This is a genomic window from Bacillus yapensis (assembly GCF_005280205.1).
GTDB lineage: Bacteria > Bacillota > Bacilli > Bacillales > Cytobacillaceae > Robertmurraya > Robertmurraya yapensis.
In genome coordinates this window covers 36,427-52,241 of sequence record NZ_SUND01000003.1, presented here as the reverse complement: position 1 = coordinate 52,241, position 15,815 = coordinate 36,427, and the positions used below count along the sequence as shown (strand labels likewise).

Sequence of the window (15,815 nt, the reverse complement as noted above, 5' to 3'; positions counted from 1 at the left end):
GTTTGTTCTTAAATTGTAAAAATATGAAAGGAGATGATTTCTTTAGTGGAAACTACCTATTTACTCAGTAATGAAGAATATATACGGGTAGGAAAATCTGCGTTGATTCAAGTGGGTGTTTCAACAGAGCATTCAGATATTGTCATCCAAAGCTTGCTAGATTCGGATCAAAAGGGAATTCATACACATGGTCTTTTCCGTCTACCAACTTATATTAAACAGATTAGCAGAGGTAATATTAACCCCCAGCCAATTATTCAGTTGATAGAAAAAGGGTCAAACATCAAATTACTAGATGGAGACAGTGGACTTGGTAGTGTAAATAGTTTCTATGCAATGAAAGAAGCGATTAAGTTGAGTAGTGAAAAAGGCATCGGTATAGTCGGTGTGAGAAATAGTAACCACTTTGGTACAGCTGCTTATTACGCAGAATTAGCATCGAGTCAAAATAAAATTGGAATTGTCATGACTAATGCCTCTCCTGCGATTGCACCAACGGGCGGTAAAAAACCAGTACTAGGAAATAATCCTTGGTCCATTTCTGTACCTACACATATAGGACACCCTATTACATTAGATATGGCTAACAGTGTGGCGAGAGGGAAAATCAGGATAAAAGCCCTGAATGGGGAACCTATACCTGTTGGATGGGCCCTTAATTCAAAAGGAGAACCAACCACTGATGCAAACGAAGCGCTAGAAGGGCTTATATTACCAGTTGGTGATCATAAGGGATATGGAATTACGCTTATGGTTGATATTCTTACTGGTGTGTTAACTGGTGCCTATTTTGGAAATCAGAATCCAGGAATTGAGGAGGATGGGAAAAGAAATAATGGACACCTGTTTATTTCCTTAAATCCAGAAGCGTTTATGAGTATAGAAGAGTTTAAGAATCGATTAAATGAATTGATCAACATGATAAAATCGGTACCAAAAATAAATGAAAATACAGAAATCTATCTTCCAGGTGAACTGGAATGGAAAACGAAGTTAAGTCTTAAGAATGACAAAATTAAACTACCGGAAAGGATATTCGATAGGATTCTCTCTTTTTGCCATGAACAACAAATTCAGCTCCCTGATTATGTGTCAGTTTAATTCAGAAACACAAGTGTTGTTTTCTAGATTGTGATTTTTTGAGAATTAGATTAGGAGGTTTCCAATGAAATTAGGAGAAGCGATTGTTCATAAATTAAGAGCTTCAGGAGTTGAAACAGTTTTTGGAATTCCAGGAGGAGGAACTTCCAGTGATCTTCTCTGTAATATGAATGATCATGGGCTTGACTTCATCCTGACACAGCATGAAACGACGGCAGCTATTATGGCGAGTATCGTCGGAGAAATAAGAGAAATACCTGGAGTGTGTGTTGCGGACTTAGGGCCCGGGGCATTATCCCTTGCCCCAGGGTTAGCTTATGCTCAACTTGATCGGGCTCCATTAATTACCCTAACTGATCGGTATGGTAGTGAAAATGTAGAGTATGCATTGCGTCAAAAAATTCCTCATGTCGATTGCTTTAAGCCAATTACTAAACTTTCGACGTCCTTATCAGCAACAAATTGGAATTCAATGTTAAATCGTGGGTTTAAAGTAGCATTGACACCAAATTATGGACCAGTACACTTTGATGTCCCCAATGACATTGTGAAAAAGGAAGTAGAAGATGAAATTCAGCCAAGCGGCGCATGTCGATATGAAGTGTTACCAGATGAAAAATGTGTGAAAAAGGCAGTAAAGGTTATTGAACAGGCTAAATATCCCATTATTATAGCTGGATTAGGAATCAATTTTGGTAGTAACAAACAGTTTTCTCTCCTTGAAAGTATGGTGACCAAATGGAACATTCCCATTTTTAAAACAGGAAAGGCTAAAGGAGCTGTATCCGATGACCATGAACTTTCACTTGGACTGTTTATGGGTGGGAAATTAGAATCTCCGATTCTGGAGAAATCTGATTTAATTATAGCCATTGGTCTTGATCCGGTCGAACTTTTGCCTAAGAAGTGGCCGTACACGCATTCTATAATTTCAATCAGTGATGCTCCAAATAATGAGGAAATGTATTTTGCTGAAGTAGAAGTAGTAGGAAATTTAGAAACTGGACTAAAGGCGGTTTATGAGTCTATCACGGAAAGCAATAGTAATTGGAGCATAGATGAAATTACTATTTATAAAGAAAGTGTGAAAGCAAAATTAGATATTATAGTAAAAGGATTGTCAGCGAATCGGGTGGTAGAAATTGCGCAAGAAGTTTTACCAGCTGATACTTTGATGACAACTGATGTGGGGGCAAGTAAGTTAATTGTCACTCAGTTATGGAATTCTACACTCCCAAGAAGTTTTTTCATGTCAAACGGATTAGCAACGATGGGATTTGCACTTCCTGCTGCAATGGCTCTTCAGCACCTTTTTCCAAATAAAGTAGTTGCTTCATTAACCGGAGATGGTGGTTTTATGATGAGACTCCCTGATATTGCAACAGCTGTACAGAATAAATGGCCTGTTATTTCCATAATCTTTTCCGATCAACGGTTAAGTTTAATGGATGTGAAGCAAAAGAGTAAAGGATATGAAAAAACTGCAGGTAATGGTTTTCGAGCACCCGACTATGTCACTTTTGCGAAAAGCTTTGGGGCAAATGGCTGGACTGCAGATACTGAGGATGAACTGAGAAGTGCTATTCAAGAAGCCTTACAATCGACCAATCAAATGCCTAGTATCATTGAAGCAAAAATTGATGCATCTTCCTATCATGCTCAATTTGAGGCTATCCGAGAATTGTAAGAAGGAGGGAGAAAATGAAGATTTATCAGGCTCTAGTTGGAGGACAATGGAAAGTAAGCTCAAGTGAACGGTTCTTACCTTCTTACAATCCGTATAACCAAGAAGAATGGGCTCAAATCCCTTTGTTAACAAATGAGGAAATTTCTGAAGCGGTAGAATGTGCACATCGATCCTTCAAAGAGTGGAAGAATATGAGTGGACTCGATCGCGCTACCCTTTTACATCGATTATCCGACTTAATTGAAGAGCATGCTGACTACCTAGCTGAAATTGAATCTACTGACAATGGTAAAGTCATAAGGGAAACGAAAAACCAAATTTTATTCACTGCTAGAAATTATCGTTATTTTGCAGGTTATGCTGATAAATTATTGGGAGAAGCAATCCCTCTGGATAATAGAGAATTGCTTGATTATACCATTATGGAGCCTATTGGAGTTGTAGCCTTAATCACTGCCTGGAATTCACCTTTACCACTGTTGGCAAATAAGCTTGCTCCAGCTCTAGCCACTGGTAATACCGTAGTGATTAAACCGTCCGAGCATGCAAGTATATCCACTTTAGAATTTGCAAGATTAATAGAAAAAGCAGGTTTTCCAGCAGGAGTTGTCAATGTTGTGACAGGAGATGGTAAAGCTGGTGATGCTCTGATTCGTCATCCATTAGTCGGGAAAGTAAGTTTTACAGGTGGAACACAAACTGCTCAAGTTATTTCAAGGGCGGTAAGTGAAAAGTTAATTCCAATTACCCTAGAATTAGGTGGGAAATCTCCTAACATTATTTTTGAAGATGCAGATATTGATGAAGCGGTGATTGGGGCAGTTGCTGGGATTTTTGGTGCATCAGGTCAGACTTGCATCGCAGGTTCACGATTGTTAGTTCAGCGTTCGATATTAGAAATCGTTAAACAGGCATTGGTCGAAAAAACAAATAAGATAAAGCTTGGAAATCCGCTAGACTCTGAAACTGAAATGGGCCCTGTTGCAAATATTAATCAGTTCAATAAAATAATTGGAATGATTGAGGAAGCAAAAAATCAAGGGGCTATACTGCTGTGCGGAGGTAAATCATCTGAAAATTCTAACTTGAAGGGATTCTATATAGAACCGACCATTTTTTATACAGAAAATCCTAAAGTAAATATCGCCTGTGAAGAGGTGTTTGGTCCAGTCCTAACCATCCTTCCGTTTGACTCAGTGGAAGAAGCCATACACTTAGCGAATGATTCAGTATATGGTTTGGCAGCAGGTATCTGGACAAGAGATATTAAAAAAGCGCATCGATTGGCTCAACAAATTGAAGCTGGAACAGTTTGGATTAACACTTATCGAACTTCACAGGTGGGAACTCCGTTTGGGGGGATTAAGCAAAGCGGATTTGGAAGAGAACGTAGCTGGCACACTTTATATGAATATACCCATATGAAAAATATCATGGTAAATCTATCGGATAATAAACGAGACCCTTTCTCAATGCAAACTAAATGAAATTATAAGGTTCTTAAATGTAGATTAATCATAGAATTTCAAAAGTAACGAGGAGGGTTCATATGAATAAGGTTCAATCCGATTTTCTATCACTATTAGAAAATCATCGTTCGATTCGCCATTTCCTTGATAAAAAGATACCAGATTTCGATATTAGAAGAATAATAACAGCTGCTCAATCCGTCTCAACATCGAGTAATGGTCAGGCGTTTTCGATTATTAATGTGACAGATCAAGAAATGAAAAAAAAATTGGCAAACTATGCCGGTTCCCAGAAACAAGTAGAAGACTGTTCAAACTTTTTAGTTTTTTGCGCGGACTTGTTTAGATTGGAGCAAATTTCTCAAAGATTAAATGTGGAAATGAAAAAAGTATTAGATAGTACCGAAATGTTTTTAATCGCTACGATTGATGCTACGTTAGTCGCACAAAATACAGTTGTGGCTGCTGAGAGTCTAGGATATGGGATTGTCTATACAGGTGGAATACGAAATAATCCTGAAAAAGTCAGCGAATTATTGAACTTACCGTATAGAACATTTCCTGTCTTTGGAATTTGTATTGGTTACCCCGATCCTAATAGAATTCCAGAGAAAAAACCTCGTCTCCCGTTAGGAGCTGTTTTTTATCAAAATGAATATCCAAACTTTGATGAGGTATACCCATATATAAATAAATATGATGAAACCATGAAGGAATATTATCGAAATAGGTCAGAAAGCAAAAGAGAGGATACATGGTCCAAAACGATTACAGATAAACGTAAAATACCCAGAAGGATGAATATGAAATCATTTTTAGAAGAACAAGGATATCCCCTTAAATAGAAAAAGTAAAAAAGGAGAGTAGGGATCGAAATGAAACAAATCAAAACTTCTGATTTATGTGACCAATTTCATCGGGAACTTTATATTTGTGAAAAAGTTTTTAAATCTTATGGGAAAATAAAAACTTTTTCTGGACCAATTACAACTGTCAAAATTTATGACAATCACAATGAGGTCTTTATGAAAGCAATAGAAATAGCGGAACCAGGTTCCGTTATCATCTTAGATGGAATTCAATCTAAACCATGTGCTTGGATGGGAGATAGGAAGGCAGGCATTGCAGCAAATCGAGGGATCGCTGGTATTATCATTAATGGCTATGTCCGTGATATCGAGGGATTAGCCAATTTGGATATTGGAGTTTTGGCCTTGGGAAGTCATCCGTTATCTAGTAGATTCGCTACAAAAAAAGAGAAAGATGGAATACGTGATACAACACTAGATTTTGGCGGAATTGATTGGACTCCTGGACATTATGTATACGTTGATTCAGATGGAATAGTTGTTTCGGCTATTAATTTTTCTGAACAGGGATAGAGAGGAGAATGTTTAATGACATTTTTGCTGAAACAAAATCCTGTGAAAAAATCGATAAGGGAAGGAAAAACTTCTTTTGGAATGTATTTGGCTACTCCTTCACCAATTATTGTGGAGCTAGCTGGTTTAGCTGGTTTGGACTGGGTACGTATTGACTGGTGCCACTCTCCATTAGATCTATCCACAATCGAGAATATGGTAAGGGCAGCAGAATGTCATAATATTGTTCCATTCATTCGAATAGAAAATAATGAACAAAAGATTTCAAGTGTATTAGAAATGGGGATAATGGGAATAATCATTCCCGATATTTCAACAGCAGAAGATGCAAAAGCAGTTGTAAATGCTGCAAAATTTTCTCCAATAGGAAATCGAGGGATGTTTTCTTGTCCAAGAAAATCTGGCTATGGAGTTATCGATGGTGCTTCTTTTAAAAAATGGACAAATGAAGAAATCATTGTAGCCATTCAAATTGAAAGTATCGAAGCGATTGAGAATATTGAAGAAATTTTGAATGTTCCGGGTATTGATATGGTATTGAGCGGACGAGGTGATTTATCGAATTCTTTAGGGGTCCCTGGACAAAAAAACCATCCACTCGTTCTTGAGGCGGAAGAGAAAATCTTCCAATTAGCAAAATCAAGAGGCATTGCCATCTCTCCCCAACTTGATCCGACAGTCCCAAATTTTTCTTCATTGGTAGAAGAATGGTTAGAAAAGGGTGCTAATATTCTATCCTTTGGACATGATCTTCTTCTCATACGAAAGGCTTTTGAAAATGCAGTAAAAAATGCACAAGGCAGGGATTAGAAAGGTTCATGAAAAAACCGATTATTCAATCGGTTTTTTATTTATGGGTAAAAAGGAAAACGGTTTCATTTTAGAGCGATTATAGTTTAATAAATTTTCTTTGAAATAAAAGATTGATTATTATCGTCCATAAAAGAAATGAATTCTCTAACTGCAGATAAATCTAAGTCTTCTTCTCTATAAATCATCCATGTATCTCTCATTAATAAGTCACCGTTTTTCCAATAAATATTTTCTACATAAAGGTCTTTGAATGTTTTTATACAAAATCTAGGCATAATCGCAAAACCTAAACCTTGAGTAACCATCTCGAAACATGTTTGACTATTATCCACCTCTGAGGCAATAAATGGAGGGTGGTCAAAGTGATCTTTCCACCAGTCATCTAAGATTCGTGTCAAAGAGGTGTCTGTTTTGTAAATAAGTCGTGGAAGCTCTGGCAGTAATTCGAATTTAATCTTTTCTTTGGACACAATGCAAATATAGTCGGAATCAATATGATGCCGTGGTCCCTCCCAAATGAAATCACCTCGGGCGATAGCGATATGAAACTTCTTTTGTTTGAATAAATCAATCATCTCATTACTATAACCGCTCGTAATTTTAGTTTTTATTTTTGGAAAGTGTTTAGAAAACTGTTTTAATACTCCTGGGAGTATATTATAGGCATAGTTTATAGACACCCCAATTTTAAGTGTACCCTGTAAGGAATTACTTTTCATATTTACTAGGTGATCTTTAGTTTCGTTTAAACGTGAAAGCATTTGGCTTGAATATTTAACCAAATATTCACCTTCAGAGGTGAAGGTGATTCCTTTTCTACTTCGAGAAAGTATCTTCACTTTGAAATCATGTTCAAGTAGTTGGATTCGCTTAGTCAAAGCGGGTTGCGACATGAATAAAGCTTCAGATGCTTTCGTGATGCTACCTTCTTCATGAATGGTTCTTAAAATTAACCAATCTTTTTCATCCATAGAAACACCTCTGTTTCCACAATATTTTAGTCGTATGTTAGGAACTCAAACACTATATGGAAAAATAAATGTAATATATTTGTTAAAAATATTCAGAATCATCTATTTAATATTACAACTAGTTGGTTGAAATATCTAGTCTTTCGAAAACAGAATTAATTTGTGTATTTATTAATTGTTATAAAAATAAGCACCTAAATATCTACCGTTATATATCATACTGACTAAAGAATTCACTGATTTTATATGTTCGTGTAAATAGGTGAGGAAGAACTAAGTAAAAAGGAAAAGTGGAATAAGCAAATCTACAAGAGCTGTGTTTGTGATTGTAACCTTTTAAATATGGGGTATAAATCCAAAGTGACTCTAAAAAAAGATTATTATTAAATAAAATTTTCAGTATCGGTCATTTCTTTTATCTATATCTAGTTCTCCATTCTGTAAATCAGAGCAAGGTTCTTTTGCATTTATTGTGATAAAATTAAAGTTGTATTTATTTCTACTTATGGAAGTGTTACCAGTATGAAAGACATGTACCCGAAAAACGGTCGAGTAATTTTACATGTGGATATGAATAGCTTCTATGCTTCTGTAGAGATGGCTTATGACCCTTCCTTAAAAGGAAAGCCGCTTGCGATTGCTGGCAATCCTGAGGAAAGAAGGGGCATTATTGTGACGTGCAGCTATGAGGCCAGAAAATTTGGCGTGAAAACAACAATGCCTCTATGGGAAGCAAAAAAGCTTTGCCCAAATCTGATTGTGAAAAAGCCGGATTTTGAACGCTATAGAGCGGCATCTATGGGGATGTTCGAGTTATTAAATCAATATTCCAAGCTTGTTGAGCCAGTATCGATTGATGAAGGATATATGGATATTACCGATAGCTTTGAATTGGGTTCTCCACTTGAAATTGCTGAGCAAATACAAAAGCAGTTGATCCGTCAGCTTGATTTACCTTGCAGCATTGGTATTGCTCCGAATAAATTTCTTGCGAAAATGGCCTCCGATATGAAAAAACCTCTTGGGATTACCGTTTTAAGAAAAAGAGATATTCCGACTGTACTCTGGCCGATGGAAGCGGGAGAAATGCATGGGGTTGGAAAGAAAACAGCTGAAAAGCTAAAAAATATAGGTGTCCATACGATTGAAGATTTAGCGAAGGCGAATGAAATTCAATTGAAATCATTGCTTGGGATCAATGGAATCAGGCTTAGGGAAAGAGCGAATGGTATTGATAATCGACCAGTCGACCCTGATGCAATTTCTGAATTCAAAAGTATTGGCAACTCAACGACCCTTCCAAAAGATATAGCTAATCAGCAGGAATTATTTAAGGTGCTTGACCGATTAGCAGAGAAGGTTTCGGTTCGATTAAAGCGAAAAAAAGTGATGGCTACGACATTAAGTATTACGATTCGATATAAGGACCGGCATACGATTACGAGAAGTAAAAAACTGATGAATCCTGTATCTACACAAGAGGAAATTTTGAAAATGGCGAAGCAAATTTTTGTCAGTCATTGGACGGGGCACGCGGTTCGACTCCTGGGGATTACCGGAACAGATTTAGTTGAAAACGATCAAGCAGTGAAACAACTTGACCTTTTCTCGTATGAAAAGGATGCGAAGAAAGAGCCTCTTATCAATACAGTGTCAAAGCTAAAAGAAAAATTCGGTGCCCATATTATTGAACAGGCAAGCAATCTTTCGAATGACAAAAAGCAACAGATTGGAACTGAGACAAGCTTTAATAAGGATTTTTTGCAAGTAGACAAAATGAAAAAACAGGATGATTAGCTATTTTTGGGTGCTTGCTGTATTATCACAAACTGTGAAATGTAATAGGTTGAATGTTGATAACATAATCTACTTTAGAGCTTTCATTTTTCTTTGAAAAAGGAGTGAGCTTTGTCAGCATTTTAACCATTTCATTAACTACACTTGCTTTTTATGGGATTCTGGAATTCATCACCTATTTACTTTTAATAAGGAATATAGAGGGAATCCGAAAACGGAAAAAAGGTCTGCTATTCAATTACGCAAAAATGAAATTAGGGGATAAATTTTATCATGTAAAATAAAGCTCCCACTGGGCGCTTATTTTTTTGATATACGAGCAAGGATTTTTTTACTTTATGTGTACAATTTTTTGCATCTTTGTTCATTTCTTGCTAAAGTAAAGTGGATTCATGTTTCAATCGTAATCAAGGTAAGAAGGGAAGTAGCAAAATGACAAAACAACAATTTGGTGTGATTGGACTTGCGGTAATGGGTAAAAACCTTGCCATGAACATTGAAAGCAGAGGCTATTCTGTTTCTGTATACAATCGCTCTCGAGAAAAAACAGACGAAATGCTTAAGGAAGTTGAAGGCAGAAATTTTGTCGGTACATATACAATGGAAGAGTTTGTCGAGTCTTTAGAAAAGCCTCGCAAAATCATGCTTATGGTAAAAGCAGGCGGACCAACTGATGCAACAATTGAACAGTTAAAGCCTCTTTTAGATAAAGGTGACATCGTTATTGATGGCGGAAATACATTCTTTGTTGATACGCAAAGACGTAATAAAGAACTAAGTGAACTAGGTATTCACTTTATCGGAACTGGAGTTTCTGGTGGTGAAGAGGGAGCATTAAAAGGTCCTTCTATTATGCCTGGGGGTCAAAAGGAAGCTTATGAATTAGTTGCTCCTATTTTCCAAGATATTTCTGCAAAAGTGAATGGTGAGCCTTGTACAACTTACATCGGTCCTGATGGGGCTGGTCATTATGTGAAAATGGTTCATAACGGGATTGAATATGGTGATATGCAGCTTATCTCTGAATCCTACTTTTTACTGAAAAATGTATTAGGTTTATCTGCAGATGAGCTTCATGAAGTATTTGCAGACTGGAACAAGGGTGAGCTAGATAGCTATCTAATTGAAATTACAGCTGATATTTTCAAGAAAAAGGATGCTGACACTGGCAAGCCAATGGTCGATGTTATCCTAGATACAGCTGGTCAAAAGGGAACTGGTAAATGGACTAGCCAAAGTGCTCTTGACTTAGGTGTTCCACTTCCGATTATTACGGAATCGGTATTCGCTCGCTTTATCTCAGCAATGAAGGAAGAGCGTGTGGCAGCAAGCAAGGTATTAAATGGTCCTGCTATTCAGCCTTTCTCTGGCGATCGCAAAGCGTTCATTGAGTCAGTTCGTAAAGCTCTATATATGAGCAAAATCGTTTCTTATGCTCAAGGCTTCGCACAAATGCGTGCAGCTTCTGATGAATACGGTTGGGATTTACAATATGGCGATATCGCGATGATTTTCCGTGGTGGCTGTATTATCCGAGCACAATTCTTACAAAAGATTAAAGATGCTTACGATCGAGATGCAGGTCTGAAGAACCTTCTACTTGACCCTTACTTCAAGGATATCGTGGAAAATTATCAAACTGCATTGCGTGAGATTATTGGAACTGCTGTTCAAAATGGTATTCCAGTACCATGTTTTGCTTCTGCATTAGCTTACTATGATAGCTACAGAACAGAAACATTACCAGCAAATCTTTTACAAGCTCAACGTGATTACTTTGGAGCACATACGTATCAACGTGTGGACAAAGAAGGCACATTCCATACAGAATGGTTAGAAGATTAATTTAATGCTAAAAAAGCAGTTCGAAATTATTTTCGAGCTGCTTTTTTGCGTTCATTTTTAAAATTGTAACTTTTTAAAAATTGGGATATAATCATCAAAAAAACTAGGTTGTGAAAATATGGAAATAAAAACACTAGAATCAGAGTTTGCTGAGCAGTATCGAGAGATTCGTTTAACAGCATTGCAAACGAATCCGGAAAGCTTCAGTGCAAGTTATGAAGAAGAGAGACTTTATCCAATAGAAAGATTTATCGCTAGGCTGGAAAATCCTCATGCTTTCACATTTGGAGCATTGATAGAAGACAAATTAGTTGGCGTAGTTAGATTAGTATTAGAGCAGTCTGAAAAAATGAAACATCGTGCCAATATTTACGGGATGTATGTTCTTCCAGACTATCGCTCGAACGGAATTGGCAAAAGCCTAATGGAGCAAGCGATTGAAAAAGTGAAGGAAACTGTTTATATCGAACAAATCTATTTAACGGTAGTTGCCACAAATGTCCCTGCAAAAAAGCTTTATCAGTCTTTAGGTTTTGCAGTTTTCGGACTCGATAAACGTGCATTAAGAGTCAGGGATACCTACTTTGATGAAGAACTAATGGTTTTACAATTAAAGGGGTGAGGAAGTGCTCATAGGTTTAATTATAATAATTCTACTATTATTTGCTATGTTTTTAGATTTTGCAAAAATGATTGGGCAGAACCAAACTCTAATTGATCAAAATAAGAGAATCATAGAATTACTAGAGAAAAGTAATATTCAAAAAAGTGATGCATGATTGGAGGGAAGTGTGTGCTAGAAGAAGCTTTACTAGCTGTCGAAAAATATAGGGATGTATTAAATAGTGGAAATGCACACGAAGTAAATAAGTGGATCTCTGATGATTTTATTGGATACTTTGGCTATTATGCGGATAGAGACTATGAGATTTATCGAGGAGAAGCCTATAAATTTGGGAATGTTGAAACCATTGGGGCATATAAAGATAAAAATGCTAAATGGGTCTATCAAGATCTAACTAGAAATATGAGAACGGAAAATGAACTTATCTTATCTGCCATCGTTGATTTCTATTTTTCAGACCAAAAGGTGGCTTCAGCCTTGGCTATGGAAGTTTTTAAGTGTGAGGAGGGCTCCTGGAAATTGTTCCGTCAGCATATGGAACGATATGCTGAGGTATAGAATAAGTCTAGGGTGGTTCATGGCTATAAAAAATATAAGAGTGCAAAGGAGGTGCAAAACAATTTAGCGCCTCCTTTGCTTTTGTTTTTAGCTAAGTATTTAAAGCTATCGCTAATTTGAACTGATGGCTTCTTGAAGTTTTTCCATCATTCTATGTAAAGCTAGTATTGATTCAGTTGCTTCAAATTCTCCAATATCTAAGGAGTGGTCTGCATTTTGGACAACATCAATTATAAAATTTGTCTCGCTTAACTGTTCAATTCGGCTTGGATTGTAATGCAGGTCATTGTCACCAATTACTAAAAGTCCCTGATGTACACTGTTCAAGATGGAGTTAAATACAGAATCAAACTTAATTAGAGGCGTCAGTAAAATCATCTTTGATGCCAAAAATTCCTCTCTCTTCATTAGGTCATTCGCAATAGGAATGGTTCCGTTCGATTTCCCTAAAAACATCGTTTCGTTATATTGGCCATTTTTCAAAACATCGTCTATTACTGGATTAATATCATCCATCATTATTTTCGTTATTTCCGATTTCCTCATGGTTTGTTGATCGTAGGAGTAATGGATGTGGACGACATCAATGTTGTTTCGAAGCATTATCCGTGTAGAATAATAAAACAGAGGTCTATCGTAACCATAGCCTCCTCCTCGAAACATAAAGCAAATCGAATTGCCGCCTTTTTCATAATGGGTATAACTGATAACTCCGTTATTAGCCTGTATTTCTTTTTTATTAACCTTCATCCTCTTCACCCCTCCAGGAAACTATTTGTAATATTCTAACATACCCTATCAGATATTACATTATTAAGAACATTTAGTCTTGTTTGACTAGTAAAATTGTATTATACTAAACAAAAGTGTTCTTTTTAAAGAACGAAACTGACAGAGGAGTGAATATATGATTAAGAAATTTTTAACTCTCTCAGGAAATCTATTATTGCTTCTCGTTATCGTGGTTTTACTAGCATCGCTCTATTCCTTAATTCAGTCGAAAAGAAACCCTGACGACCTACCATCAATATTAGGATTTAATGTATTGACCGTACAATCTGGTAGCATGGAGCCGTCGATAAAGCGTGGAGATTTAATCATCGTTCGTCCTTCGGAAAATAGAAAGATAAATGATGTAGTAACGTATCGGAATAAAGCTGGTACATTAGTAACCCACAGGATTGTGAACATCGTGAGTGAGGAAGAAACAATATTCTACCAGACAAAAGGGGATGCCAATAATGTCGTGGATAATGATTTGGTATCTATGAATCAATTAATAGGAACAGTAATTTTAAAGATTCCGAAACTCGGAACATTACTAGGTTTTTTTAGAACTTTTTGGGGTATGACAATTTTAATCTTGATTCCATTTCTTCTCATAAGCATTAGTATCGTCCAAAAAATGATCGCTAAAGAGCAAGTCCAAGAAACCACTCAAAACTTTAGGGGGTGATTTTATAGGAAAGATGGTTCAAATGACTTGAAGGAATGGTGCGCAGGAAAATGAACGGATTTTTTCGCTCAAGACGTTCGTTATTGAGGACTGTTTTTAAATTCTATTAAGTTGATTTTGAGAAAATACTAGAGATGGGAGAAATGAATATGAAATTTCTTATGAAACATAAGCTGTTCATTAGTTTAATAGGAGTCATTTTACTAGCGATAGCAAGTATTGGTACGCTTGCGTATTTTAGCAAGAGTTTTACAAGTGACGGAAACGCCGCAGCCGCAGCCAAGTTTAATGTAGAAGCAGTGAATGCTCAGGGTGAACTTATTGGGGATGGACAATTCGACCTAGGGGAAGATTTTTACCCTGGTATGAAAACGCTAGAGGCTTATAGTTTTGAAATTAACAAAAACAAAACTGAGGTGCCGGTAGAGTATACCGTTCAGTTAACTCCAAGCGGAAAATTATTTTCGAAAAATACGCCAATTAAGCTGAGCTTACAAAGATCGATTAATAATGAGTGGGTAGATGTGGATTATTCTACAACTATCCGACCTGAAAGTAAGACGGAAAGCTATCGAGTTTTAGTTGATTGGCCACATAGTGACAATGATATTGATTTCCAAGGAAAAAATGGAAACATTAAGCTAGAGGTTTTAGCTACACAGGTAGATGAAGATGAAGTTGCTACACCACCGTACACTTCAGGGGACATTTCATTTAAGGCAACACCAAATGGTTCAACATTTACAACCTCTAATAAGACAGTAAATGTTTATAAAAACGAGCAAGGAAAAAAAGTCATTGAAGTAACAATGGGAGAAGGTTCAGGGACTTTTGAACAAAAAGTAGGAAACTTTAAAATCATTGAATCCGTTGAAGGCAAAACAACATGGTACCGAGTATATACCGACAAAGAATATTACGCTAGTGAAACTCAGATTTGGAGAGTTAGTGAGGTTGATACCTCTGTTAAGGGAGTTCTTCGATTAAACAAAATTAATGGACCATATCTTTCTATTGAATCTCAAGAGCTTTATAACTGGTTTACAGGCAAGTAATTTATCGTTTAATGGCATAGGTAGAATGCAGTGCCTATGCCGTTAAACATACATATTCTGATTTTTTAGGAGGAGGTAGCTAGATGAAATTTGTAAAAACAAGTTTTAAGAGTATTGTCTTTTTAGTGATCGTGTTGTTACTGTTGATGACGGCGAACCAAGATTCTTATGCATTGTTTTTTACAAAGTATCAGGAACAGCTAGGAGCATCTTCAGCCTCCGCAGAGAACTTAATTAAATATGTTCAAATTATTGAACAAGAAGATAAAAGCTTAGTCATTGAGATCATGAGAGATAGTGAGTATGGATATAGGCCAGACGTAGGGTTCGCGATTGAAGGGGACATTAGTGAATATATTTTGCATATCAATCCTGTAAAAGTTGATAAAAATGGCATTTATCATGTTCCGATCGTACCAAATATTAATTTTCATCAGTATTGGAAGTTATTGTTGATGAAGATTTCACAGGAGAAGAATACTGTATCTGGTTCTGTAGAGGTGAAAAATTTTGACGGAAAAGTGATTGACCAAAAGGTGATTGAGATTGATATTGATTACTTACTTAACAGAATAGATGCAGACATCATAAATAGTGAAGCTGAGATAAAGAAAATGATGCATGAGGATGTAGCAAAAATGGAAGTGGCTACACTCATCAGTACAATGGCTTCAACTATGAATTGGGAAGAAACAAAGGGAATGAATTCACTTACATCGAATTATTCGCTGTCATCTTATCAGGATAGCATGATTCGCGCCATTGCTCCTAATTTAATGGGTCATTTGAAGAAGCTGATAGAGGAAAATAATGAATTGGAGAATTTAAAAAGTAAGAATGCTTCTATACAAGACGAAATGGCTCAACTAGAAGAAGAAAATCAGAAACTCAGAAAAAAACTAGAAGAGCTTGAACAAACTGAAGCTAATACAACGTCTCAAAAGACAAACGAGGAAGAGCTAAGTCAAACTGAAGTTGAACAGTAAAAGGCGCATGAGCGTCTTTTTTTTTGAATATTGTATCCGCCTTTAGACTGAAGTGAAAACAGTCAAATGA

The 15,815-nt window shown here is 36.5% G+C and carries 15 protein-coding genes; 13 read left to right on the top strand and 2 right to left on the bottom strand.

The features are described 5' to 3' along the window. Nucleotides 1-45: 45 nt before the first annotated feature. The 6 genes from FAR12_RS04610 to FAR12_RS04585 all read left to right on the top strand — a co-directional run bounded on the left by FAR12_RS04610 (nucleotide 46) and on the right by FAR12_RS04585 (nucleotide 6,449). Nucleotides 46-1,101 (top strand): Ldh family oxidoreductase, encoded by a 1,056-nt coding sequence (locus FAR12_RS04610; RefSeq protein ID WP_170972098.1) that lies wholly within the window; start codon nucleotides 46-48, stop codon nucleotides 1,099-1,101. A gap of 64 nt (nucleotides 1,102-1,165) precedes the next feature. After that, nucleotides 1,166-2,788 (top strand): thiamine pyrophosphate-binding protein, encoded by a 1,623-nt coding sequence (locus FAR12_RS04605; protein WP_126406844.1) that lies wholly within the window; start codon nucleotides 1,166-1,168, stop codon nucleotides 2,786-2,788. 14 nt (nucleotides 2,789-2,802) lie between these two features. Next, a complete protein-coding gene (locus FAR12_RS04600) occupies nucleotides 2,803-4,275 on the top strand; it encodes an aldehyde dehydrogenase (protein ID WP_126406842.1) in 1,473 nt (490 codons plus the stop codon). A 62-nt stretch (nucleotides 4,276-4,337) separates the two neighbouring features. Further along, nucleotides 4,338-5,102 carry an oxygen-insensitive NADPH nitroreductase gene (gene nfsA / locus FAR12_RS04595; protein ID WP_126406840.1) on the top strand — a complete coding sequence of 255 codons (765 nt, stop codon included), beginning with the start codon at nucleotides 4,338-4,340 and terminating at the stop codon, nucleotides 5,100-5,102. A 30-nt stretch (nucleotides 5,103-5,132) separates the two neighbouring features. Beyond that, nucleotides 5,133-5,639 (top strand): ribonuclease E activity regulator RraA, encoded by a 507-nt coding sequence (gene rraA / locus FAR12_RS04590; protein WP_126406838.1) that lies wholly within the window; start codon nucleotides 5,133-5,135, stop codon nucleotides 5,637-5,639. Nucleotides 5,640-5,654: 15 nt separating this feature from the next. After that, on the top strand, nucleotides 5,655-6,449 hold the full coding sequence (locus tag FAR12_RS04585; protein ID WP_126406836.1) for an HpcH/HpaI aldolase family protein: 795 nt from the start codon (nucleotides 5,655-5,657) through the stop codon (nucleotides 6,447-6,449). 86 nt (nucleotides 6,450-6,535) lie between these two features. Here FAR12_RS04585 and FAR12_RS04580 read toward each other — a convergent pair whose 3' ends face one another. After that, on the bottom strand, nucleotides 6,536-7,423 hold the full coding sequence (locus tag FAR12_RS04580; protein WP_126406834.1) for a LysR family transcriptional regulator: 888 nt from the start codon (nucleotides 7,421-7,423) through the stop codon (nucleotides 6,536-6,538). 522 nt (nucleotides 7,424-7,945) lie between these two features. On the opposite strand from FAR12_RS04580, the gene FAR12_RS04575 reads away from it, so the two are divergent. From FAR12_RS04575 to FAR12_RS04560, 4 genes are all read left to right on the top strand, one after another. Further along, nucleotides 7,946-9,220, top strand: a complete 1,275-nt coding sequence (locus tag FAR12_RS04575; protein WP_126406832.1) for a DNA polymerase IV — start codon at nucleotides 7,946-7,948, stop codon at nucleotides 9,218-9,220. A gap of 432 nt (nucleotides 9,221-9,652) precedes the next feature. After that, nucleotides 9,653-11,065: an NADP-dependent phosphogluconate dehydrogenase gene (gndA, locus tag FAR12_RS04570; protein ID WP_126406830.1), complete on the top strand. Its 1,413-nt coding sequence runs from the start codon at nucleotides 9,653-9,655 to the stop codon at nucleotides 11,063-11,065. Between the two features lie 118 nt (nucleotides 11,066-11,183). Beyond that, nucleotides 11,184-11,687, top strand: coding sequence for a GNAT family N-acetyltransferase (locus FAR12_RS04565; RefSeq protein WP_126406828.1), 504 nt, complete (start codon nucleotides 11,184-11,186; stop codon nucleotides 11,685-11,687). A 171-nt stretch (nucleotides 11,688-11,858) separates the two neighbouring features. Beyond that, the gene (locus FAR12_RS04560; protein ID WP_126406826.1) at nucleotides 11,859-12,248 is read left to right on the top strand and encodes a DUF4440 domain-containing protein; all 390 of its coding nucleotides are present in this window, start codon (nucleotides 11,859-11,861) and stop codon (nucleotides 12,246-12,248) included. A 111-nt stretch (nucleotides 12,249-12,359) separates the two neighbouring features. On the opposite strand, the gene FAR12_RS04555 is transcribed toward FAR12_RS04560, so the two are convergent. Beyond that, nucleotides 12,360-12,998, bottom strand: coding sequence for an alpha/beta hydrolase (locus tag FAR12_RS04555; protein ID WP_126406824.1), 639 nt, complete (start codon nucleotides 12,996-12,998; stop codon nucleotides 12,360-12,362). Nucleotides 12,999-13,155: 157 nt separating this feature from the next. On the opposite strand from FAR12_RS04555, the gene FAR12_RS04550 reads away from it, so the two are divergent. The 3 genes from FAR12_RS04550 (at nucleotide 13,156) to FAR12_RS04540 (ending at nucleotide 15,745) form a co-directional block, all read left to right on the top strand. Continuing rightward, complete coding sequence (locus tag FAR12_RS04550) at nucleotides 13,156-13,704, top strand: signal peptidase I (protein WP_126406822.1); 549 nt, start codon at nucleotides 13,156-13,158, stop codon at nucleotides 13,702-13,704. Between the two features lie 149 nt (nucleotides 13,705-13,853). Next, the gene (locus FAR12_RS04545) at nucleotides 13,854-14,759 is read left to right on the top strand and encodes a hypothetical protein (protein ID WP_126406820.1); all 906 of its coding nucleotides are present in this window, start codon (nucleotides 13,854-13,856) and stop codon (nucleotides 14,757-14,759) included. An 83-nt stretch (nucleotides 14,760-14,842) separates the two neighbouring features. After that, nucleotides 14,843-15,745 carry a hypothetical protein gene (locus tag FAR12_RS04540; RefSeq protein ID WP_126406818.1) on the top strand — a complete coding sequence of 301 codons (903 nt, stop codon included), beginning with the start codon at nucleotides 14,843-14,845 and terminating at the stop codon, nucleotides 15,743-15,745. The last annotated feature ends 70 nt before the right edge of the window (nucleotides 15,746-15,815 follow it).